This is a genomic window from Azospirillum doebereinerae, assembly GCF_003989665.1.
In the GTDB taxonomy this organism is placed as follows: Bacteria; Pseudomonadota; Alphaproteobacteria; order Azospirillales; family Azospirillaceae; genus Azospirillum; species Azospirillum doebereinerae.
The window spans coordinates 1-21,552 of sequence record NZ_RZIJ01000033.1 but is presented as its reverse complement, the minus strand read 5'-3'; the positions used below and the strand labels follow the sequence as shown (position 1 = coordinate 21,552).

Sequence of the window (21,552 nt, the reverse complement as noted above, 5' to 3'; positions counted from 1 at the left end):
GGACAGATCGGAAAAGAAGGGAAATCAGAGGATGGTCACGGCCTCGTCGACGTCCAGGCGCGGCGCGCGCGGACGGGCCGGCGGGCCATCGGCGTGGCCCAGCGCGACCAGGATGTTCGAGCGGACGCGCCCGCCGGGAAAGAACTCGGCGTCCAGCGCAGCGTTGTCGAAGCCGGACATCGGCCCGGCGTCCAGCCCCAGCAGCCGCGCCGCCAGGATCAGGTAGCCGGCCTGGAGCGTGCCGTTGCGGAACGCGGTGGTCTCGGCGAGGGACGGGTTGTCGGTGAACAGCGCCGACGGGTCGTAATGCGGGCTGAGGCGGGGCAGATGCTCGAAGAAGCGCAGATCGTGGGCGACGATGGCGATGGCCCCGGCCTTCAACTTGGGCAGGTTGCCCTTGCTGAGCGCCGGGCGGAGCCGTTCCTTGGCCTCGGGCGTCGTCAGGAAGACCACGCGGGCGGGGCTGCTGTTGAACGCCGTAGGGGCCAGCCGTGCCAGCTCGTAGAGGCGGCGCAGCGTCTCGGCCGGGACCGGCCGGTCGGACCAGGATTGCGGCGTGCGCGCGTCGAGGAACAGCGGGCCGGCGGCCGGGAGGGCGGCCCCATCGTCATGAAGGGGCGAGGCGGTGTCGGGCATGGCGTCGCTCTTCGTCGGGTTGCGGTCAGGGGGCCCAGGCGATCGCCGGCAACAGCGCCAGCAGGCCGACGGTCAGCGTCGCGACGCTCAGCAACAGCGCGAGGCCGGTGGCGTCGGCGCTGGGCTTCGAGACGGCGGGGCGGGGCCGGTGCCCGGCGGGATCCCAGCCGTCCAGCGCGGCCAGCAGGAGCAGCCCATCGGGCGTCGGCATCAGGGAGGCCACCACCATCAGGTCGATGTCGTTCGAGCGCTGCATCGTGTCGTTCCTCCGATCCCGGTGATTCCAAGGGGCTAGGGATTGTGCGAAATAATTCCGTTGTTCTGTGATATCCACATCACAAATTCATCATCGATTCAAATTTCCTATCTTGCAAGTGGATTTATAATGCGCAGAACGGGCTGTGAATTTCGGGCGTGTGCCGGAAACGACAAAGCGCGCCTGCCGAGGAAAGTCCCTTGGCAGACGCGCTTTGTGATTTCAGAACGGGACAGGCGTCAGAAGGTGTAGCGCGCGGTCACGAACGCCGTCCGGCCCGGCTCCGGGAAGCCGTCGGCCAGCGAGTAGTTGGAATCGAACAGGTTGCGCACGCCGGCCGACAACTCGGCGTTGGCGGTCAGGGCGTAGCTGGCCTGGAGATTGGCCAGAAGGTAGCCGCCGTTGCCCAGGAACACGGTGCCCGACGTGCTCTGGCTGTAGCGGCCGCTCGCCGCCTCGACGCTGGGGACGACGGTCAGACTGTCGGTCGGGCGCCAGTCGGCGTGCAGGAAGACCTTGTGGTTGGGCGTGCCCACCGCCTTCATGTTCGGCACGGCCGGGTCGGACAGCGAGCGGATCGTCAGTGTGTAGTTGCCGCCGACATCGAGCATGGGGGTCAGGCTGGTGCTCACCCCGACCTCGAAGCCCCGGTAGAGGCCCGAGGCCATGTTGCGGCTCTGCGTCGTCGCTTGGCCGTTGATGACGATGGGAGCGTTGGCGATCACGTCGCGCAGGCGGCTGAGGAACAGCGCGCCCTCGATCCGGGTCGATCCGAAGCGTTCCGAGGCTCCGACCTCGTAGTTGATCGCCCGCTCCGGCTTCAGATCCGGGTTGGAGGCGGTGCCGTTGAAGCGCGTGCTGAAACGCTCGAAGAGGCTGGGGAAGCGGCTGCGGGCCGACACGCTGGCGTGCGCCTCGCCGGTCTTGGAGAAGCGGTGGATCACCGCGCCCTGCCCGTTCGTGGCGTCGCTGTCGGCGCGCTTGTAGTCGAGCATCGAGCCGGTGGCGGTGCCGTTCCAATCCTGCGCCTTGTGCAGGCGGCGCCAGTCGTGGCTGACGCCCAGCACGACGTCGAGCGCGTCGGTGACATGGACGCTGTTCTCCAGCGCGACCGACCAGGTGTCCTCCAGCGCCTGCTGCTTGGGCTCCACGAAATTGCCGGGGTAGAGGCGCTGCCATTCGCGGTGGTCGTCGCGGCGGACGTGCAGCGCGCCCTTCAGCGTGTTCATCGGGATCAGATCGGTGCCCAGCTCCAGGCTGCCGCCATAGGCCTTGTCGTCGTAGTAGCTGCGGAAGGAGCGAGCCAGGGTCTGCCGCGTCAGGCCGGGATCGTCGAAGGAGTACAGCCCGTTCTGGAAGGTGTTGTAATACAGCTTTGTCTTGGCGTAGGACGCGCTCCCCAGCTTGGTGTTGGACAGCCAGTAGACGCTTTGCAAATCCCAGTAGGGCCAGCTCCAGTAGCGTTGGTTGGCGGTGGTGTCGTTGACGTTCAGCGGGGCGCCCTTGCTGCCCGACTGCTTGAGGACATTGACCGAGTACTCGTCGGTGTCGTTCGGCGTGAATCCGGCCTTCAGGTTCACCCGCCAGTCGGCGGTGTGCGACTGGTTGCGGTTGCCGCCGTTCTCGCTGGGCACCGCCTTGAAGTCGTCGGGCAGGCCGGTGTGGGTCGTCTCGGTCTTGGTGCCGCTGGCCTGGAGATAGAAGCGCTCCTGCCGGGTGCCGACCGACCCGTAGGTGGTGTAGCCGCCAAACGCCGCATCGTTGTCGAAGGATAGGCCGGCGCGCAACTCACCCTCGAACTCGCGGGTCGGCTTGCGGGTGACGAGGTTGATGGCGCCGCCCATGGCGCCCGGCCCGTCCAGCACCGAGGCGTAGCCCTTCGACACCTGGATTTCCGACAGGTCGGGGGTCAGGAAACGGCCGAAATCCAGCCGGTTGTCGGCGGGCAGATAGACGCGGACGCCGTCCAGCGACAGCGGAATCTGGAAGCGGTCGAATCCACGCACATAGACCAGCCGCTCGTTGCGCTGCCCGCCGGTCGTGGACGACACGACGCCGGGGACGAGATCCAGGGCTTGGTCGAGGGTCGGCTTGTTGAAGGTTAGGATCTCCTCGGCCGACAGGCTGGCGCCGCCGATGGGTTGCCCGCCCGTCTGGGCCGACACGTTGATCTGGCCCAGCGTGAAGACGCTGGACGGCGACTCCGCCGCCCCAGCCCCGCCCGAGAGCAACGCCACGACCGAACACGTCATATACACACAGGAATTACGCATCTCATCCCCTTGAACGACCGTATCGCGATCCACCGCATTGGCAGCCCGTCACTCCGCCCCCGGCCGGCCGCCCAACGATATGTCCGTATCGATACATCGTATGTTCGTGCCCTGTCAAAAGCCCATGCATACTGCAGGATGAAAAACACAGCGTTCCGAGGCGGAACCGCCACAAAGCCCTTTTGCAGGCGTGCGCATCATGGGCAAGATCGCCCACGCGTGCCGGCGAGGAGGCCGGCGGAACGGAAGGAACGGGGATCATGGTCGAGACGGTGGCGGGAATCGATGGGCTGACGGCCGATGTGACGGCGTGGCGGCACGACCTGCACGCCCATCCGGAAACCGCCTTCGAGGAGGTGCGGACCAGCGACTTCGTCGCGGAAAAGCTGACCTCCTTCGGGCTGGAGGTGCATCGCGGGCTGGCCAAGACCGGCGTGGTCGGCATCCTGCGCAACGGCGAGGGGCCGTCGGTCGCCTTCCGCGCCGACATGGACGCGCTGCACATCCAAGAGGAAACCAACCTCCCCTACCGTTCGCGCAATCCGGGCCGGATGCACGCCTGCGGGCATGACGGGCACACGGCGATGCTGCTGGGCGCCGCCCGTCATCTGTCGGAGAAGCCGAACTTCCAGGGCTCCATCGCCTTCGTCTTCCAGCCCGCCGAGGAGAACGACGGCGGCGGCCGGGTGATGGTGGAGGAGGGGCTGTTCGACCGCTTCCCCGTCGAGCGGATCTTCGGCATGCACAACTGGCCGGGTCTGGACGTCGGCCGCATCGCGCTGCGGCCCGGACCGATCATGGCCGCCTACGACGTGTTCGAGCTGACCCTGACCGGGCGCGGCACCCACGCCGCCATGCCGAATCTGGGCACCGACACCATCCTGGTCGGCAGCCAGATCGTCGCGGCCTTCCAGACCATCCCGGCCCGAAACGTCCATCCGGTGGATGCGGCGGTGGTCAGCGTCACCCAGTTCCACGCCGGCGACACCTGGAACGTGCTGCCGGCCACCGCCGTGCTGCGCGGGACCGTCCGCACCTTCCGGGGCGAGGTGCAGGATTTGATGGAGCGCCGCATGGGCGAACTGGCGACCGCCATCGCCAAGGCCTACGGGGTGGAGGCCAGCCTGCGCTACGAGCGCCGCTACCCCGCCACCGTCAACAGCGCGGCCGAGACCGAGATCGCCCGGCAGGTCGCCGTCCGCGTCGTCGGCGAGAGCGCCGTCGACCTCGACCCGATGCCCAGCATGGGCGCCGAGGACTTCGCCTTCATGCTGCAGAAGCGTCCCGGCTCCTATGTCTGGATCGGCGCCGGCCCGTCGGACGGCGGGCGCAACCTGCACAGCCCGCACTACGACTTCAACGACGCGGTGCTGCCCATCGGCCTCAGCTATTGGGTGCGGCTGGCCGAGACGCTGATGCCGAAGGCGGCGTGATGGCGGAGGGCGTGACAAGCGGGCCGGTGCTGGAAACCGGGCGTCTGATCCTGCGTCCGACCCGCGCGGAGGATTTCGACGCCTGGGCCGCCTGGAGGGGCGACGCCGAGGCGACCCGCTTCGTCGGCGGCCCCCAGGCCCGGCCGCAGGCGTGGCGGGATTTCCTGGTCATGGCCGGGGCGTGGTCGATGCAGGGCTTCGGCATGTTCTCGGTGATCGAGAAGACGACGGGGCTGTGGGTCGGGCGGCTCGGCCCCTGGATGCCGGAAGGCTGGCCGGGACCGGAAGTCGGCTGGGGCCTCGCGCGGGCGGCCTGGGGCAAGGGCTACGCGACGGAGGGGGCGGCGGCGGCCATCGACTGGGCCTTCGACACGCTGGGCTGGACCGAGGTCATCCACTCCATCGACCCGGACAACGCCCCGTCGCAGGCGGTGGCGCGGCGTCTGGGTTCCCGCCCGCGTGGTCCGGGGTGCCTGCCGGTTCCCTTCGACACGGCACCCATCGAGATCTGGGGCCAGACCCGCGAGGAGTGGCGCGCGCGCCGGTAACGGCGGCTCCTCCTCCCCTTATGCGACGTCGCATCGCGGGGGGCGGCGGTTCACGCCACGGCGTGCAGCCGCCCCCCGTCCAGCCGCAGGCTGCGGTCCGCCCAGCCGATGGTCGGCAACGCGCCGTGGGTCGCCAGCAGAACGGCCGATCCGTCCCGCCGCGCCGCCTCGGCCAGCACCGTCAAGGCGTGGGCGGCGCGTTGCGGGTCGAGCCCGCTCAACGGCTCGTCCAGCAGGAACAGCCGGGGCTGCCCCGCCACCAGACCGGCCAGGGCCACCAGTTGGCGCTCGCCGACGCTGAGGCTCTGCGGCGCCCGCTCGGCGAGCGGGGTCAGGCCGAAGCGCTCCATAACCCGCTCCACCCGCTCCTCGCGGTCGGGCGGGCGCAGCCCCGCGCGGGTCAGGGAAAAGCCGATCTCCATGCGGACCGTCTCGGTGAAGAAATGGCGGGGCGGGTCCTGGGGCAGGAAGCCGACGCGGCCCGGCAGGTCGCGCGGGCTCGGGTTGCGCAGGTCGGTGACGGTGACGGTCCCGTCCGACACCGGCTCCGCCCCGATCAGGCAGCGCAGCAAGGTGCTTTTCCCGGCCCCGTTGACGCCGCTGAGATGAATTCGCCGCCCCGCCGGCACGGTCATCGCGAGACGGTCGAACAGCGGGCGGCCGCCGTCGCGCGCCAGCCGCAGCCCTTCGGCGCGCAGGACCGCCGGCCTTTCCTCCGCCTCACCGTTCCCGAGGGCCGGGGTGTCCTGGGGCGGCTGTGGAAGGACGGCGTCCGGGGCCGGCATGTGGAGGTGGATCGCCGGCAATCCCCGCAGGCGTTCGGGCCGGTGTTCGCTGATTAGCAGGATGCGCCCCCTTTCCAGGCGGCGGCGGATGATGCCGCGCAGCGCCTGGACCCCGTCCGCGTCCAGCGGGGCGAAGGGCTCGTCGAGCAGCAGCACCGCCGGCTCCCCCACCAGCGCGGCGGCAAGCGCCAGCCGGTGCCTTTCGCCCATCGACAGGGTTTCCACAAGGCGCGCGGCGGTGCCGGCCAGCCCGACCTCGTCCAGGGCGGCGTCGGTCCGCGCCGCCGCTGTCCCGACCGGCAGGAACAGCCCGCGCAGCCCGGCGGCCATCGCCTCCCCGACCCGGCCGCTGCGCAGCGGCACATCGGGGAGCTGGGGCACGAAGGCGATGGGGCGCTGGGTTCCGCGCGGCACCGCGATGCCGCCATCGACCGTCAACCGCCGCCCGTTCCATCCCGGCAACCCGGCGAGTGCCTGCAGCACGCTGGTCTTGCCGGTCCCCGTCGGCCCGGTGATCAGCCCGCATTGCCCGGCGGTCAGGTGGACGCGCCCCAGCCGCAACCACGACGCTCCGTCGCCCACGATGACGATGGGTGGCTTCATCGCTGTCTCTCCGTGCCCCGCCCCCGAATGGGAAACGCATTATATCCAATAAAATACAGCGACGTTGATCGACGCACAAGATGCCGTCATTTGCCAACCGCTCTTTGGAGTGAATCGCGAATTGACCATCCCTTGGCGTTATGGGTCCAGCGTGACCGGGTTGGCCCCAAGGCGCTACCCCCTCCCAGCGCAAGCGCTGCCTCCACTGCGGTGCACACTGGAAAGACGATCGTCGCTATCTGATGGAGCACGTCTTCGGCGGAAGGACGGCCGGACGGGAAGCGTCACGATCCAGGGATCAGAGGGAATGATGCGCTACAGACCCGACATCGACGGCCTCCGTGCGGTGGCCGTGATACCCGTTGTCCTGTTTCACGCCGGCATCGGCGCGTTCAGCGGGGGATTCATCGGCGTCGACGTGTTCTTCGTCATTTCCGGCTATCTCATCACCGCGCTGATCGCGGCGGACATCCGGGAAGGGCGTTTCTCGATCGCCGAGTTTTACGAACGGCGCATCCGCCGCCTGCTGCCGGCGCTGGTCGCCATGCTGCTGTTCAGTTCGGCCGCCGCGTCGCTGATTCTGCTGCCGAACGATTTCCGGCTCTATTCGCAGAGCCTGCTCTCGGCGCTGTTCTCCGTCTCCAACATCTTCTTCTGGCGCCAGTCCGGCTATTTCAGCGAGGCGGCGGAGCTGCAACCGCTGCTGCACACATGGTCGCTGTCGGTGGAGGAGCAGTTCTATGTCGTCCTGCCCGTCTCCATGCTGCTGCTGCACCGCTATCTGAAGGGTCGCTGGATCCCGGTGCTGGCGCTGGCCGCCGCGTTGTCCTTCGGGCTCAGCGTCTGGCTGGTGACGCGCAAGCCGGACATCGCCTTCTACCTGATCCCGACCCGCGCCTGGGAATTGCTGCTGGGCTCGCTGCTGGCGCTCGGCGCGGTGCCGGCCTTCCGCAGCCGGATGGCGAACGAGGCCGGCGGCCTGCTGGGGTTGGGGCTGATCGGTTGGAGCGTGGCGAGCTTCACCAGCGCCACCGCCTTCCCCGGCCTGAACGCCCTGTATCCCTGCCTTGGGGCAGCGCTGCTGATCCACACCGGCGGAATGGGGACCGTCGTTGGACGGCTGCTGTCGCTGGCGCCTATCGTCTTCGTCGGGGCGATTTCCTATTCGCTCTACCTGTGGCACTGGCCGCTGATCGTCTTTACCAATTACTACAGCTTTGGGGAAATGGACGGCGCGCGGGTCGCGCTTCTGCTGGCCGCGACCTTCGGCTTGGCGGTGCTGTCCTGGCGTTTCGTGGAAAAGCCCTTCCGCCACGCGCAAGGACTGCTGGGCGGGCGGCGCGCCTTCGCCCATGCCGGTGTCGCCATGGCCCTGTTCGCCGCTTTCGGCGCCTATGGAACCCTGACCCAGGGCTGGGGCGGTCGCTACGACCCGCGCGTGGTGGAGCTGGACGCTTACAGCACCAACCGCTACGCCTTCCTGCCGGCCTGCCACGACCGCAAGCCGGCCGACGTCGACGCTGGGCGGCTCTGCGTCATCGGCGCCAAGGACGTGCCCGACGCCGACAAGGATGTTTGGCTGTTCTGGGGGGATTCGCACGCCGCGGCGACGCAGGACGTCTACGACGATGTGTTCCGCTCCATCGGCAAGAAGGCCATCGTCGCGGCCTATCACGGCTGCGTCCCGCTGTTCGGGTTGCAGCGCGTCGGCTACCCGGAGCCGTGCTACGGCTTCAACGAGAGCGTCAAGGCCCTGATCGCGAAGAACAAGATCAAGAACGTGGTGATCACCGCCTACTGGACCGGCTACTATCACGACACGGACCAGATCGACCTCGACCCCACCGCCACGAGCGGGCGGTCGCGGGAGGCCATCCTCGACGATGGCATCACCCGCACGCTGACGGCGCTGGATGCCGCCGGTGTCAACATCCACCTGACCGATCCCCTGCCGGGCGCCCGCCATTTCGCCCCGCGCGCCATGGCGGCGAGCGTCGCCTGGAAACGCCCGGTCGATCAGCCGTTCAGCCTTGCCGAGTTCCAGCAGCGGAACGAAGCCTTCTTCCGCACGGTCCAGAAGAACGCCTCCCACATCCGCTCCCGCCTGTCGCTGTGGAAAACGATCTGCCAAGGCGACGTCTGCCCCTACGAACACAACGGTCTGCCCATCTACTTCGACAACAACCACCCCTCGCGCGACAATTTTGAGTTTGCCAAGGGCCCCATCGCGTCCTTTCTTGAGGGCAACCTCGTCGCGGAAAGCGGGACGATCGTCCGGCAATAGCTAAAGGGAGTCGAGGAAGGCCAGCAGCGCCTTGCGGTTCAGCGAGGGCATGCGCCGCACCGCAGCGCCGGCCGGTTCCGCCTCGCCGCCATGCCACAGGATCGCCTCCAGTGGGCTGCGGGCGCGGCCGTCGTGCAGATAGGCGGCACGGTCGGCCACCGCCGCCGTCAGGCCCAAGCCCCACAGCGGCGGGGTCCGCCATTGCCGGCCCGTCGCGTGGAAATCCGGCCGCCCGTCCGCCAGCCCCTCGCCCAGATCGTGCAGCAGCAGGTCGGTGTAGGGGTGGATCTCGCGCGAGGCCAGCTCCGGCAGGGCCGGAAACGGGCCGGTGCGCAGGGTCGGCGTGTGGCAGGCGGCGCAGCCGATGGCGGCGAACAGCCCCTCCCCCACCCGCACCAGCGGATCGTCGGCGTTGCGCCGCGCCGGCACCGCAAGGGCCTGGGTGTAGAGCGTCACCGCATCCAGCTGCGCGTCGGACAGCTCCGGCCCGCCCTCCCCCGCCGCCGCCGCTTGGCAGGCGGCCTGCGACGCTGTGCAGCCATGACCCGGAAACAGCGAAGAGGTCAGCCCGAGATCGCCGTTGAAGGCCCCGGCGTTCTGCTGGCGCAGGCTGGGCTGGTTGGCCTTCAGCCCGAAGCGTCCGAGCCCGAAGGCCCCGCGCGCCGTGTCCCACACCCAGTTGGGGCGCCCGCGCACCCCGTCGCCGTCGCGGTCGTCCGGATCGGCGCGCGCCAGCAGATCGGCCTCCGGCACCGCCTCCAGCAGGCCGAGTCCGATGACCGGCGGCGCCATCCGCACCGAGGTCATCACCCCCGCCCCCAGCGGTCCGTAGGCGAGATCGCGCAGCAGCAGCGACGGAGTCCGCAGGTTTACGACGGTGCCATCATCCAGACGCTCGATCCGATCGGACCAGACGAGCGTCGCCCGCCCCTCCCCCGGCACACCGGGAATGCCGTCCGGGTTGAACTGATCGCCGTAGACCGGGTGCGGTTCGGGCGCGCTGCCCGGCTTTCCACCGGGCACCGACAGCCGCACCAGGGTGGAGCGCATGGAATCGCCCTCCCCTTCCGGTGGTTCGCCGCGCCCGCTCTTGGCGTGGCAGGCGATGCAGGATTGCCGGTTGAACAGAGGGCCGAGGCCGTCCAGATCGGAGCGCACCTCCGAGGGGCCGACCGTCCACACCTGCTGGAACAGCGACCGCCCGGTCTGGAACGCCGCCCGCCGCGCCGGATCGAGCGCCGGCAGGGGGCGGGAAAAGGCGTCGCGCCCCTGGATGTTCACCGTCACCCCGTCGTCGGCCCACAGGGGTGTCGCGACCGTCAGCAGCGCGGCGACGAGAAGAAACGCGCGCCTCATGGCGTCGGCAGGGCTTGGCGCGCCAGATCCAGCGCTTCGGCGTGGGCGGCGGCGACGCAAGTCTCCCACTCCTTTTGGAAGACCGCGCGCTCGTCCGGGTTGGTGTTGGCGCGGCGTTGGTAAAAGACGGCGGCGATCCGGTCCACGTCGGCCCCACCGACCGGCACGAAGCCGGCGAGCGCCCGCGCCCGCGCCAGACGCGCGGCGCGCTCGGGATCCGGCTTGGCGGCCAGGGCGGTCTCGGCGGCGTGGATGGCACCCCACAGGGTCTTCAGCCGGTCGTGGTCGCGAACGATCAGGGCATCGAACAGCTCGGCGATCAGGCCGTGGCGGCCAAGCCCCTTTTCCATGTCGTAGGCGTAGGCTTCCGCACCGGCCCGCTGGAAGGGATTGACCGTTCCGGCCGGCGCCTGGGCGTAGACGTCGGGCCGCACCGGGTAGCGGCGGATGTCGGGGTGGAACAGCAGCGTCTGCCCCGGCGCCGACAGCGCGAAGTCGACGAAGGCGCGCGCCGCGTCCGGGTGCGGCGCGGATTTGGTGATCGCGACCTGGGCCGGCAGGAAGGCGGTGCGCGGCGGATAGACCAGCGTCACCGGATGGCCGTTGGCGATGGCGCTGCGCGCGAAGAAGTCCACGGTCAGGGCGACGTCGGCGTGGCCGTCGATCACGCTCTCGCTGACCTGCCCGCCGCCGCCGATCAGGGTCGCGTCGGCCGCCGCCTCGGCCAGCAACGCCCAGCCGGCCTCCCAACCCTCCGCCTGGAGCAGCACGTCGTAGAGCGCCCCGGAAAAGCCGACCTGCCCGGCGATGGGCAGCGCCAGCCGTCCGCCCCAGCGCGTCGCCGCCAGATCGCGCCACGTCGACGGCTGCGGGACGCCGTGCTTGGCCAGATTCGCCGGGTTGAGGATGAAACCGTAGCCGGCGACCTCGAACGCCTCGAAGAAGCCCTGGCGGTCGGACACGAACTGGCCGTCCACGGCGCCCGGCAGGACGGCGCGGTCCACCGCCAGCGGGCGGAAGGCCCCGGCGTCGCGCATCCGGGGGAAGCTGCCGAGCGACGGCGTCCAATAGACGTCGATGCCGCCCTGGTCGGGCTTGCTCAACTCCACGGCGGCGTCGCGCGCCGGTTTCCAGACGATCTGCAGATCGGTGCCGGGGTTGGCGCGCTCGAAGGCCTGCTCGAAGCGTTGAACCAGATCGTCCGGGTAGCTGGTCATCACCACCACCCGGTCCTCCAGCGCCCATCCCGCCCCCGGAGCCAGGAACAGGGCGGATCCGAACAGCGAGGCGGCAAGGCAGAGGATTGGGCGCATAGCGAAAGGGCCGTCCTTGGCTGTATCTGTTTTGATATAGCGAAAGACATTATACCTCTTGAGATACAACGGCAAGCTACAGAAGCATCGCCCGCAGGCGCGGCGTCGAGAAGTCGAGGAAGGCCCGCACCCGTCGGGGCGTGCGCCCGCGCCCGATGTGGATGGCGTGGAACTCCTCGCTGTCCACCATGGCGTCGTCCAGCACGGTGACCAGCCGCCCGGCTGCGATGTCCTCCCGGACGTGGAACTCGGCCAGCCGGGCCAATCCCAACCCCAACAGCGCCAGATGGCGCACGGTCTCGCCGTTGTTGGCGTCGATGCGGCTGTGGACCTCGCGGTCGATCAGCCGTCCGCCCGTCTTCAGCGGCCACACCGCCGCCGCCCGGCGGAAGTTGAAGCCCAGGCAATCGTGCCGCTCCAGATCGGCGGCGGAGCGGGGAACGCCCTTGCGCGCCAGATAGTCGGGCGAGGCGACGATGCGCCGCCGCACGTCGCCCAGCCGGATCGCCAGCAGCGTCGAATCCGGCAGCCGCCCGGTGCGGAACGCAATGTCGGCCTGCGCCGCCTGGAGATCGACCACCTCGTCGGTCAGCGTCAGGTCGAGCCGGATGTCGGGGTAGGCCCGCGCGAAGTCCGGCAGCAGCGGCAGCACGCAATGCCGCCCGAACGGCACCGAGACGTTGATGCGGATCACCCCGGTCGGGCTGCGGGCACCGCCGGCGATCTCCGCGTCGAAGGCGTCGAGGTCGCCCAACAGGATCTCCGCCCGCTCGCGGTACAGCTCGCCCTCGTCGGTCAGGCGCAGGCGGCGGGTGCTGCGCTCGATCAGCCGGACGCCCAGCCGCGCCTCGATGCGACTGATCAGCTTGGCCGTGGCCGACGGCGTCATCCCGACATCGGCGCTGGCGGCGCTGAAGCTGCCCAGCGCCGCCACCCGCAGGAAGACCTTCATTTCCCAGGCCCGAGGATCGCTCATGGCGTCACCTTGTCATTCAATGACACAATGATACGAACCGGCGGGGCATTCCGCCAAAGCCGTTCACGGGGCATCTCTGGGGCCACATCTTTTGGAGTCACGTCCATGCCCCTCGCCTTGCTGGCGCTCGCCATCAGCGCCTACGCGATCGGAACCACCGAGTTCGTGATCGTCGGGCTCCTGCCCACCGTCGCCGACGACCTGTCCATCAGCCTGCCGCTGGCCGGCATGATCGTCAGCGTCTACGCGCTCGGCGTCACCGTCGGCGCGCCGGTGCTGACCGCGCTCACCGGACGGCTGCGGCGCAAGCCGCTGCTGCTCGGCCTGATGGGCGTCTTCGTCGCCGGCAACCTGCTGGCCGGAGTCAGCCCCAACTACGAGATCCTGCTGGTCGCCCGTGTGCTGAGCGCGTTCGCGCACGGCGTCTTCTTCTCGGTCGGCGCCACCATCGCCGCCGATCTGGTGCCGGAAGACAAGCGGGCGTCGGCCATCGCCATGATGTTCTCCGGCCTGACCATCGCCATCGTCACCGGCGTGCCGATGGGCACCTGGATCGGCCAGCATTTCGGCTGGCGCGCCACCTTCCTGGCGGTGTCGCTGCTGGGCGTGATCGGCGGCCTGGGCGTCGCGGCGCTGGTGCCGCGCCGGCTGAGCCAGCCCCCCGCCGCCGGGATCGGCGACCAGATCCGCGTGCTGGGCAAGCCGCGCCTGCTGCTGGCCTTCGCCATCACGGCGCTCGGCTATGGCGGCACCTTCGTCGCCTTCACCTATCTGGCGCCGATCTTGGAGACCATCACCGGCTTCTCCAACAGCACCGTCAGCCTCGTGCTGGTGCTCTACGGCGCCGCCATCGCGGTCGGCAACGTCGTCGGCGGCAAGCTGGCCAACCGCGACCCGGTCCGCGCGCTGGCTTGGCTGTTCGCCCTGCAGTCCCTCGTGCTGTTCGTCTTCGCCTTCACCGCCGACGCCAAGATCCCGGCGCTGGTCACGCTGGCCGCCATGGGCGCGCTGGCCTTCGCCAACGTGCCGGGCCTCCAGCTCTACGTCGTGCAGCTGGCGCAGCGCCACGCGCCGGGGGCGGTCGACGTCGCCTCGGCCCTCAACATCGCCGCCTTCAACCTGGGAATCGCCGCCGGGGCCTTCTTCGGCGGTCGGGTGGTGGCTTCCCCTCTGGGGCTCGGCGCCACACCTTGGGTGGGTGGGCTGTTCGTCCTCGGCGGGCTGGGGCTGACCCTGCTCAGCGGGGCGCTTGATCGCCGCGAGGCCCGACGCGACGCCCAAGCCTTGCAGCCGGCCTGATCCCTTTCCCATCTGCATAATTCTGCGCTTTCGAAGGAGTTCACGATGCACACCGTCACCGCCAACGGCGCCGCCATTCCGGCGCTCGGCTTCGGCACCTTCCGCGTGGACAAGGCCGACACCCTGCGGATGGTCCCGCATGTCCTGAAGCTCGGCTACCGCCACATCGACACCGCCCAGATCTACGGCAACGAGGCCGAGGTCGGCGAGGGCATCGCCAACTCCGGCGTGCCGCGCGGCGAGGTCTTCCTGACCACCAAGGTCTGGGTGGACAAGTACCGGCACGACGACTTCCTGCGCTCGGTCGACGACAGCCTCGCCAAGCTGCGAACCGACCACGTGGACCTTCTGCTGCTGCACTGGCCGAACGAGGCGGTGCCGCTGGCCGAACAGATCGGCGCGCTGAACGCGGTGCGCGCGGCCGGCAAGGTCCGCCACATCGGCGTCAGCAACTTCAGCACCGCGCTGATGGCCGAGGCGGCGCGCCTCAGCGACTCGCCTCTGGTCACCAACCAGGTCGAATACCATCCTTATCTCAGCCAGAAGCCGGTGCTCGACGCCGCCCGCAAGGCCGGGCTGTCGGTGACCGCCTATTACGCGATGGCGGACGGCAAAGTGCTGACGGACAAGGTTCTGGCCGGCATCGGCGCCCGCCACGGCAAGAGCGTGGCGCAGGTCGTGCTGCGCTGGCTGATCCAGCAGGACGGCGTCGTCGCCCTGTCCAAGACGGTCGGCGAGACCCGCGCCGCCGAGAACCTTGCCGTCTTCGACTTCGAACTGTCGGCCGGGGAGATGGCGGCGATCCACGCCCTGGCCGAGCCGAAGGGGCGCATCGTCAGCCCGCAGGGTCTGGCCCCCGCCTGGGACTGATCCGTCCGGAAGGCGCAACGCTGCCCGGATCGATGGCGTCTTGCCCCCACACGGCGAGGGGCTTAGATCTGGGGCAGCGGCCGCCGCTCCGGAACTCCGCCCATGCTCATCGAGCCCTTCAGCCTCGTTCTTCTGCTGCTCCAGCAGATGTGCGTCTATCTGGTGATCGCCTATCTGCTCAGCCGGACGCCGCTGTTCCTGCCGGTGATGCACGTGACGGTCCGTTGGCCGCACAAGCTGGCCTGCTTCCTGATCTTCTCGATGTTCTGCATCATGGGGACGTATTTCGGGCTGCAGGTGGACGATTCCATCGCCAACACCCGCGCCATCGGTGCCGTGCTGGGCGGCATCCTCGGCGGACCGTCGGTCGGCGTCGCGGTGGGGTTGACGGGGGGCTTGCACCGCTACTCGCTGGGCGGGCTGTCGGCGCTGGCCTGCGCCATCTCCACCGTGGCGGAGGGGCTGATCGGCGGGCTGATGCACCGCTGGATGGTCCGGCGCGGCCGGATCGATTCGCTGTTCGATCCCTGGCATGTCGGTCTCGTCACGCTCTTCGCCGAAATCGTGCAGATGCTCATCATCCTGGCGGTGGCCCGGCCCTTCGACGCGGCGCTGCATCTGGTGCAGGTGGTGGCGGCCCCGATGATCGTCGCCAACACGGTGGGCGCCGCGCTGTTCATGCGCATCCTGATGGACCGCCGCGCCTTGATCGACAAGCAGTCCAGCGCCTTTTCCGCCAAGGCCCTGACCATCGCCGCCAAGGCCGACGGCATGCTGCGCGGCGGCTTCAACCAGGAGAACAGCACCCGTGTCGCCCGCGTCATCTACGAGGAGACCGGCGTCGGCGCCGTCGCCATCACCGACCGCGACAAGCTGCTGGCCTTCATCGGCGTCGGCGATGACCACCACCGGCCGGGCACGCCCATCACCTCGCCGCTGACCCACCGGGCCATCGCGGAGAACCAGGTGATCTACGCCGACGGCAACGAGGTCGCCTACCAGTGCTCGATCCACCCGCAGTGCCGGCTGGGGTCGTCGCTGGTGATCCCGCTGGTCGGCGAGGAGGACCGCGTCATCGGCACCATCAAGCTCTACGAGCCGAAGACCAAGCTGTTCTCCACCATCAACCGCACGCTGGGCGAGGGCATCGCCCGGCTGTTGTCCAACCAGATCCTGGCCGGGCGCTACGAGCAGCAGAAGGCACTGCTCGCCCAGTCGGAGATCAAGCTGCTGCACGCGCAGGTCAACCCGCATTTCCTGTTCAACGCGCTGAACACCCTGTCGGCGGTGATCCGCAACGACCCGGAGCGCGCCCGCCAGCTGGTGCAGAACCTCTCCACCTTCTTCCGTAAGAATCTGAAACGCCCCAGCGGCGACGCCACCCTGGCCGACGAGATCGAGCATGTGAACGCCTATCTCCAGATCGAGCTGGCCCGCTTCGTCGGCCGGCTGACGGTGGACATCGACGTGCCCGACGCGCTGCGCCACGCCCGGCTGCCGGCCTTCTCGCTCCAGCCGCTGGTGGAGAACGCCATCAAGCACGGCACCTCGCAGCTTCTGGGCGCCGGTCATGTGCGGATCGCCGCCGCGCGGGACGGCAACGCCCTCCTGCTGTCGGTCGAGGACAACGCCGGCCTCTACGAGGAGAAGCCGGCCGGCGACGGGCTGGGCATGACCATCGTGGACCGCCGGGTGAAGAACCGCCACGGCGACGGCTATGGGGTCGAGCTGGCCTGCGAGCCGGACGTGTCCACCCGCGTGACGTTGCGCCTGCCGCTGGAAGGCGCCATGCTTCGGGACACCGCCGCATGACGAAGACCGCCTGATGAAGATCCTGATCGTCGACGACGAGCCGCTGGCCCGCGAGGAACTGCGCCGCCTGCTGGAGGAACGGCCCGGCCTCGCCGTCATCGGCGAATGCGCCAACGCCATCGAGGCCATCGGCGCCATCAACCGGCAGGCCCCCGACGTGGTGTTCCTCGACATCCAGATGCCGCGAGTCAGCGGGCTGGAGATGCTGAGCATGCTCGACCCCGAACGCATGCCGCGCATCGTCTTCCTGACCGCGCACGACGAATACGCGGTGCAGGCCTTCGAGGAGCACGCCTTCGACTATCTGCTGAAACCGGTGGACCCCGCCCGGCTGGACAAGACGCTGGGCTACCTGCGCCGCGACCGCGCGCCCCAGGACACCGGCCCACTGCGCGAGCAGGCGCCGCTGCGGCAGATCCCGTGCAGCGGCCTGAACCGCATCGTGCTGCTGAAGCTGGAAGAGGTCGAGTGCGTGGTGTCCAAGGCCAGCGGCATCTTCGTGCTGGCCGCCGACGGGCAGGAGCGCTTCACCGAGCTGACCCTGCACACCCTCCAGGAGCGCACGCCGCTGTTCCGCTGCCATCGGCAGTATCTGGTCAACGCCGACCGCATCAAGGAGATCCGCCTGATCGACAACGGTCTGGCCGAGATCCTGACGTTGGGCGGCCAGACCATCCCGGTCAGCCGCCGCTTCCTCGGACCGTTGAAGGAGCGGCTGGGAATCGGGTGAGCCGGACGCCGCCTCACACGGGTTCGGGCTGTCCGGCGAGGACCGGCCGTTTCCCGCGCACGTAATCGCCGATCACCGGGTCGGCATCGGTCAGAATGCAGGCGTGGGTGTAGGCGCGGGTCAGGACCCGCAGGGCAAAATTCGCCGAATGGGACTTGATCCGAAACTCCTTCCGTCCCCGAAAATCCGCGAACTCGCCGGTCCAGAAATCCGGGTCGCTCAGAGGCCCGAAATTCATCGACCAGAATCCGAAAGTCCGCTCGTCCCGGCTGATCTCGTGGCTCAGGATCGACACGTTCTGGTGACGGCCGTCGGTGACGATCCGGTCGAACAGGCGCTCCACGTCGCGCGGTTCCCCCTCCAGGACCTGAAGGAAGGTCCCCTCATGCTCCACCAGGAAACCGGTGATGCCCAACCGGCGATTCTTGGCGGCGCTCTGGAAGCACAGATCCGACAGGGTCGAATGCGGCAGCAGGACCGCCGCGTCGCTCCGGTACACAAGCGTCAGCATGGGGTGCCTCTCTTCTCCATTCGCCTGATACGAGCATGGCATCGGAGGTGCTCCAGGCGCCATTGAGCTTTGGTCAGGACCGCCTGGGCCAAGCGTGCTTCGGCCATAGCGGGGGGCGTCCTATGAAGACCGGCCACCGCTCGCCCCCCGTTTCCGACCGCTCGCCCCACCATGACGCCGCTCCGGGGACATCACCCCACGGCGCGCGATCCCGCTCCTACAGTGGCGGCACGTCCTTTCCAAGGAGAGCCGTCATGGATCACGCCATAACCTTTGTGATCGCGACATTGTGCGTTCTCACCATCTGTTACCGCTTCTACGGCGTGTTCTTCGTGCGCAAGGTGCTGCGCGCCGACGATTCGGAGGTCACCCCCTCCCACACGCTGGAGGACGGCCGGAACTACGTCCCCACCAAGAAATGGGTGACCGCCGGCCAGCATTTCGCCGCCATCGCCGCCGCCGGTCCGCTGGTCGGCCCGGTGCTCGCCGCCCAGTTCGGTTACCTGCCGAGCTTCCTGTGGCTGCTGATCGGCTGCGTCGTCGGCGGTGCCGTGCACGACACGGTCGTCCTGTTCGCCTCGATGAAGCACCAGGGCAAATCGCTGTCCGAGGTCGCCAAATCCGAACTCGGGCCGGTCGCCGGCTGGTGCACCGGTCTGGCGATGCTGTTCATCATCACCATCACCATGGCCGGCCTGTCGATGGTCGTCGTCCACGCGCTGGAACGCAACGCCTGGGGCACCTTCGCGGTGTTCATGACGATCCCCATCGCCATGGCCCTCGGCCTCTATGAGCGCGTCACCGGCAGTTCCAAGGGCGCCACCAACGTCGGCATCGCCGCCATCGCCGCCTCCGTCCTCGCCGGCCCCTACATCCAGGGCACGATGCTGGGCGACTGGCTGACGCTGCACGCGGAAACCGTGGCCATCGCCCTGCCGATCTACGCCTTCTTCGCCACCGCCCTGCCGGTGTGGATGCTGCTGACCCCGCGCGGCTATCTGTCGAGCTTCATGAAGATCGGCGTGTTCGGCGCGCTGATCGTCGGCGTCGTCTTCATCAACCCGGAAATCCGCTTTCCCGCCTTGACCGACTTCATCCATGGCGGCGGTCCGGTGCTGTCCGGTCCGGTGTGGCCGTTCATCTCGATCACCATCGCCTGCGGCGCCATCTCCGGCTTCCACGCCTTCATCGGGTCGGGCACCACGCCCAAGCTGATCGACAAGTGGAGCGACATCCGTCCCGTGGCCTTCGGCGGCATGCTGGCCGAATGCATGGTCGGCGTCATGGCGCTGATCGCCGCCACCTCGCTGCACCCGGCCGACTACTTCGCCATCAACTCCGCCCCCGCCGCCTTCGCCGCGCTCGGCATGAACGTCGTCGACCTGCCCCGCCTCAGCCAGGAGATCGGCCTCGACCTCTACGGCCGCACGGGCGGCGCCGTGACGCTGGCGGTCGGCATGACCGAGATCTTCACGCGCATTCCCTGGTTCGGCAGCCTCGCCTCCTACTTCTTCCAGTTCGTCGTGATGTTCGAGGCGGTGTTCATCCTGACCGCCGTGGACAGCGGCACCCGCGTCGCCCGCTATCTGATCCAGGATCTGGGCGGCGACGTCTACGCTCCCCTGAAGCGGCTGGAATGGGTCCCCGGCTCGATCGGCGCCAGCGTCGTGGCCTGCGCCGCCTGGGGCTACCTGCTGACCTCGGGCGACATCAACTCGGTCTGGGCGCTGTTCGGGGTGTCGAACCAGCTGATGGCCTCCATCGGCCTGATCATCGGCGCCACCATCATCCTGCGCCTGTCGCAGAAGCGCTCCTACATGCTGACCTGCCTGATCCCGCTGGCTTACCTGTTCGTCACGGTGAACTACGCCGGCTACTGGATGATCGCCAACGTCTACCTGAACCCGCTCGCCAAGGGCTACAACGTCTTCAACGCCGGCATCTCGATCATCATGCTGGCGCTGGGCGTGGTGATCATGATCGCCGCCCTGCGCAAGTGGAAGGAGCTGCTGGACGGCATTTCCACCAAGCCCGGCACCCCCACCGGCTTCGTCGCCACCGCGGCGGAATGACCCCCCGGTTTCCCTCCCCCGCCTCTCCCATCGGAGGGCGGGGCCAGGGAAACGAACGCACACAAACGACGCATGAAAATGTCCTAAGTCAATGCCCGCCTCTGGGCGAAGGCGCATCCTGACCCCAGATCACGCTGCAACGCCCGATCGTCTGCCTCAATCGGAAAGTCACGATCATGGACACTCTGTTGACGGAATCGGCTGTCGCCTCGCTGGCCGGAACGCCGGCGCCCCATCCCTGGCGAGGCTTCGCCGGCGGGGCGTGGCGGCACGAGGTCAACGTCCGCGATTTCATCCTGCGCAACGTCCACCCCTACGAGGGCGACGCTGCCTTCCTCGCCGGCCCGACCGGCCGCACCAAGGCCCTGTGGGCCACCGTCGCCGAGCTGCTGAAGAAGGAGCGCGCGGCCAAGGGCGGGGTGCTCGACGCCGACACCGAGCTGGTGTCCTCCATCGCCGCGCATGGCCCCGGCTACATCGACCGCGACCTGGAACTGATCGTCGGCCTGCAGACCGACAAGCCGCTGAAGCGCGCGATCATGCCGTTCGGCGGCTGGCGCACGGTGAAGAACGGGTTGGAGGCCTACGGCTTCACCCCCTCGCCCAAGCTGGAGGAGGTGTTTCCCCGGCTGCGCAAGACCCACAACGACGGCGTCTTCGACGTCTACACCGACGAGATGCTGCGCTGCCGGAAATCCGGCGTCATCACCGGCCTGCCCGACAGCTATGGGCGCGGCCGCATCATCGGCGACTACCGCCGCCTCGCCCTCTACGGCGCGACCTTCCTGATCGCCGACAAGACCGACCAGCTCAAATCCCTGGAGGTCGACCGCGTCGACGAGGAGACCCTGCGCCTGCGCGAGGAGTTGACTGAGCAGATCCGCGCGCTGGAGGAGTTGGTCACCATGGCGCGGAGCTACGGCTTCGACGTGACCCGTCCGGCCGGCAGCGCGCGCGAGGCGGTGCAGTGGACCTACCTCGCCTATCTGGCGGCGGTCAAGGAGGCCAACGGCGCCGCCATGTCCATCGGCCGCGTCTCCAGCTTCCTCGACGTCTACGTCGAGCGCGACCTCAAGGAGGGTCTTCTCACCGAAGAAGAAGCGCAGGAGCTGATCGACCAGTTCGTCGTCAAGCTGCGTCTGGTGCGCTTCCTGCGCACCCCCGAATACGACCAGCTGTTCTCGGGCGACCCGACCTGGGTCACCGAATGCCTGGGCGGTATGGCGCTCGACGGCCGCACGCTGGTCACCAAGAACAACTTCCGCATGCTGAACACGCTGCACAACCTGGGTCCCGCGCCCGAGCCGAACCTGACCGTGCTGTGGTCCGAACAACTGCCCGAAGGTTTCAAGCGCTTCTGCGCCGAGACCTCGATCAAGACCTGCTCGGTGCAGTACGAGAGCGACGACCTGATGCGCCCCTACTGGGGCGACGACTACGGCATCGCCTGCTGCGTGTCGGCGATGCGCATCGGCAAGCAGATGCAGTTCTTCGGCGCGCGCGCCAACCTCGCCAAGACGATGCTCTACGCCATCAACGGCGGCAGGGACGAGATCTCCGGCGAGCAGATCGGCCCGGCCTTCGCGCCGGTCACCGGCGACGTGCTGAAATACGACGAGGTGGTAGCGCGGCTGCTGCCGATGATGGAGTGGCTGGCCAAGGCGTACATGAACACGCTGAACGCCATCCACTACATGCACGACAAGTACATGTACGAACGGCTGGAGATGGCGCTGCACGACCGCGACGTGCTGCGCACCATGGCCTGCGGCATCGCCGGCCTCAGCGTCGTGGC

The 21,552-nt window shown here is 68.6% G+C and carries 17 protein-coding genes; 9 read left to right on the top strand and 8 right to left on the bottom strand.

The features are described from left to right. Positions 1–24: 24 nt before the first annotated feature. The 3 genes from EJ913_RS27550 to EJ913_RS27540 form a co-directional block, all read right to left on the bottom strand. Positions 25–636 (bottom strand): malonic semialdehyde reductase, encoded by a 612-nt coding sequence (locus EJ913_RS27550; RefSeq protein WP_127004000.1) that lies wholly within the window; start codon positions 634–636, stop codon positions 25–27. 25 nt (positions 637–661) lie between these two features. After that, the gene (locus EJ913_RS27545) at positions 662–892 is read right to left on the bottom strand and encodes a hypothetical protein (protein ID WP_127003998.1); all 231 of its coding nucleotides are present in this window, start codon (positions 890–892) and stop codon (positions 662–664) included. A 239-nt stretch (positions 893–1,131) separates the two neighbouring features. Further along, positions 1,132–3,129, bottom strand: coding sequence for a TonB-dependent receptor plug domain-containing protein (locus EJ913_RS27540; protein ID WP_185909968.1), 1,998 nt, complete (start codon positions 3,127–3,129; stop codon positions 1,132–1,134). Positions 3,130–3,425: 296 nt separating this feature from the next. On the opposite strand from EJ913_RS27540, the gene EJ913_RS27535 reads away from it, so the two are divergent. Together EJ913_RS27535 and EJ913_RS27530 are read left to right on the top strand one after the other, a co-directional pair. Continuing rightward, complete coding sequence (locus EJ913_RS27535) at positions 3,426–4,598, top strand: M20 aminoacylase family protein (protein ID WP_127003994.1); 1,173 nt, start codon at positions 3,426–3,428, stop codon at positions 4,596–4,598. An 11-nt stretch (positions 4,599–4,609) separates the two neighbouring features. After that, positions 4,610–5,146, top strand: coding sequence for a GNAT family N-acetyltransferase (locus tag EJ913_RS27530; RefSeq protein ID WP_238520225.1), 537 nt, complete (start codon positions 4,610–4,612; stop codon positions 5,144–5,146). Positions 5,147–5,196: 50 nt separating this feature from the next. On the opposite strand, the gene EJ913_RS27525 is transcribed toward EJ913_RS27530, so the two are convergent. Further along, a complete protein-coding gene (locus EJ913_RS27525; protein WP_127003990.1) occupies positions 5,197–6,534 on the bottom strand; it encodes an ATP-binding cassette domain-containing protein in 1,338 nt (445 codons plus the stop codon). A gap of 307 nt (positions 6,535–6,841) precedes the next feature. Here EJ913_RS27525 and EJ913_RS27520 point away from each other — a divergent pair, with 307 nt between their 5' ends. Next, positions 6,842–8,818 (top strand): acyltransferase family protein, encoded by a 1,977-nt coding sequence (locus EJ913_RS27520; RefSeq protein ID WP_127003988.1) that lies wholly within the window; start codon positions 6,842–6,844, stop codon positions 8,816–8,818. Here the strand turns inward: EJ913_RS27520 and EJ913_RS27515 are convergent, their stop codons facing one another. The 3 genes from EJ913_RS27515 to EJ913_RS27505 form a co-directional block, all read right to left on the bottom strand. Continuing rightward, the gene (locus tag EJ913_RS27515) at positions 8,819–10,174 is read right to left on the bottom strand and encodes a di-heme oxidoreductase family protein (RefSeq protein WP_127003986.1); all 1,356 of its coding nucleotides are present in this window, start codon (positions 10,172–10,174) and stop codon (positions 8,819–8,821) included. Then, positions 10,171–11,487, bottom strand: a complete 1,317-nt coding sequence (locus EJ913_RS27510) for an ABC transporter substrate-binding protein (protein WP_127003984.1) — start codon at positions 11,485–11,487, stop codon at positions 10,171–10,173. Before EJ913_RS27510 ends, EJ913_RS27515 begins: the two co-directional genes overlap by 4 nt. Before the next feature lie 76 nt (positions 11,488–11,563). Beyond that, positions 11,564–12,463: a LysR family transcriptional regulator gene (locus EJ913_RS27505; RefSeq protein ID WP_127003982.1), complete on the bottom strand. Its 900-nt coding sequence runs from the start codon at positions 12,461–12,463 to the stop codon at positions 11,564–11,566. Positions 12,464–12,568: 105 nt separating this feature from the next. Between EJ913_RS27505 and EJ913_RS27500 the strand changes: the two genes are divergently transcribed. The 4 genes from EJ913_RS27500 (at position 12,569) to btsR (ending at position 17,174) form a co-directional block, all read left to right on the top strand. Continuing rightward, positions 12,569–13,762 carry an MFS transporter gene (locus EJ913_RS27500; RefSeq protein WP_127003980.1) on the top strand — a complete coding sequence of 398 codons (1,194 nt, stop codon included), beginning with the start codon at positions 12,569–12,571 and terminating at the stop codon, positions 13,760–13,762. A 45-nt stretch (positions 13,763–13,807) separates the two neighbouring features. Next, positions 13,808–14,632, top strand: a complete 825-nt coding sequence (locus EJ913_RS27495) for an aldo/keto reductase (protein WP_127003978.1) — start codon at positions 13,808–13,810, stop codon at positions 14,630–14,632. 102 nt (positions 14,633–14,734) lie between these two features. Continuing rightward, positions 14,735–16,444: a sensor histidine kinase gene (locus EJ913_RS27490; RefSeq protein WP_127003976.1), complete on the top strand. Its 1,710-nt coding sequence runs from the start codon at positions 14,735–14,737 to the stop codon at positions 16,442–16,444. 13 nt (positions 16,445–16,457) lie between these two features. Further along, positions 16,458–17,174: a two-component system response regulator BtsR gene (btsR, locus tag EJ913_RS27485; RefSeq protein ID WP_127003974.1), complete on the top strand. Its 717-nt coding sequence runs from the start codon at positions 16,458–16,460 to the stop codon at positions 17,172–17,174. A gap of 13 nt (positions 17,175–17,187) precedes the next feature. Here btsR and EJ913_RS27480 read toward each other — a convergent pair whose 3' ends face one another. Then, entirely contained in the window at positions 17,188–17,685 is a 498-nt protein-coding gene (locus EJ913_RS27480; RefSeq protein ID WP_127003972.1) for a BLUF domain-containing protein, read from the bottom strand. A gap of 254 nt (positions 17,686–17,939) precedes the next feature. Here EJ913_RS27480 and EJ913_RS27475 point away from each other — a divergent pair, with 254 nt between their 5' ends. Further along, positions 17,940–19,757: a carbon starvation CstA family protein gene (locus tag EJ913_RS27475; protein ID WP_127003970.1), complete on the top strand. Its 1,818-nt coding sequence runs from the start codon at positions 17,940–17,942 to the stop codon at positions 19,755–19,757. Positions 19,758–19,933: 176 nt separating this feature from the next. Beyond that, a partial coding sequence (locus tag EJ913_RS27470) for a pyruvate formate lyase family protein (RefSeq protein ID WP_127003968.1) occupies positions 19,934–21,552 on the top strand: 1,619 nt, incomplete at its 3' end.

Bases quoted from the DNA above. Each gene is read 5' to 3' on its own strand.
- EJ913_RS27550 (WP_127004000.1), bottom strand. From the start codon at position 636: ATGCCCGACACCGCCTCGCCCCTTCATGACGATGGGGCCGCCCTCCCG.
- EJ913_RS27545 (WP_127003998.1), bottom strand. From the start codon at position 892: ATGCAGCGCTCGAACGACATCGACCTGATGGTGGTGGCCTCCCTGATG.
- EJ913_RS27535 (WP_127003994.1), top strand. From the start codon at position 3,426: ATGGTCGAGACGGTGGCGGGAATCGATGGGCTGACGGCCGATGTGACG.
- EJ913_RS27525 (WP_127003990.1), bottom strand. From the start codon at position 6,534: ATGAAGCCACCCATCGTCATCGTGGGCGACGGAGCGTCGTGGTTGCGG.
- EJ913_RS27520 (WP_127003988.1), top strand. From the start codon at position 6,842: ATGATGCGCTACAGACCCGACATCGACGGCCTCCGTGCGGTGGCCGTG.
- EJ913_RS27515 (WP_127003986.1), bottom strand. From the start codon at position 10,174: ATGAGGCGCGCGTTTCTTCTCGTCGCCGCGCTGCTGACGGTCGCGACA.
- EJ913_RS27510 (WP_127003984.1), bottom strand. From the start codon at position 11,487: ATGCGCCCAATCCTCTGCCTTGCCGCCTCGCTGTTCGGATCCGCCCTG.
- EJ913_RS27505 (WP_127003982.1), bottom strand. From the start codon at position 12,463: ATGAGCGATCCTCGGGCCTGGGAAATGAAGGTCTTCCTGCGGGTGGCG.
- EJ913_RS27500 (WP_127003980.1), top strand. From the start codon at position 12,569: ATGCCCCTCGCCTTGCTGGCGCTCGCCATCAGCGCCTACGCGATCGGA.
- EJ913_RS27495 (WP_127003978.1), top strand. From the start codon at position 13,808: ATGCACACCGTCACCGCCAACGGCGCCGCCATTCCGGCGCTCGGCTTC.
- EJ913_RS27490 (WP_127003976.1), top strand. From the start codon at position 14,735: ATGCTCATCGAGCCCTTCAGCCTCGTTCTTCTGCTGCTCCAGCAGATG.
- btsR (WP_127003974.1), top strand. From the start codon at position 16,458: ATGAAGATCCTGATCGTCGACGACGAGCCGCTGGCCCGCGAGGAACTG.
- EJ913_RS27480 (WP_127003972.1), bottom strand. From the start codon at position 17,685: ATGCTGACGCTTGTGTACCGGAGCGACGCGGCGGTCCTGCTGCCGCAT.
- EJ913_RS27475 (WP_127003970.1), top strand. From the start codon at position 17,940: ATGGATCACGCCATAACCTTTGTGATCGCGACATTGTGCGTTCTCACC.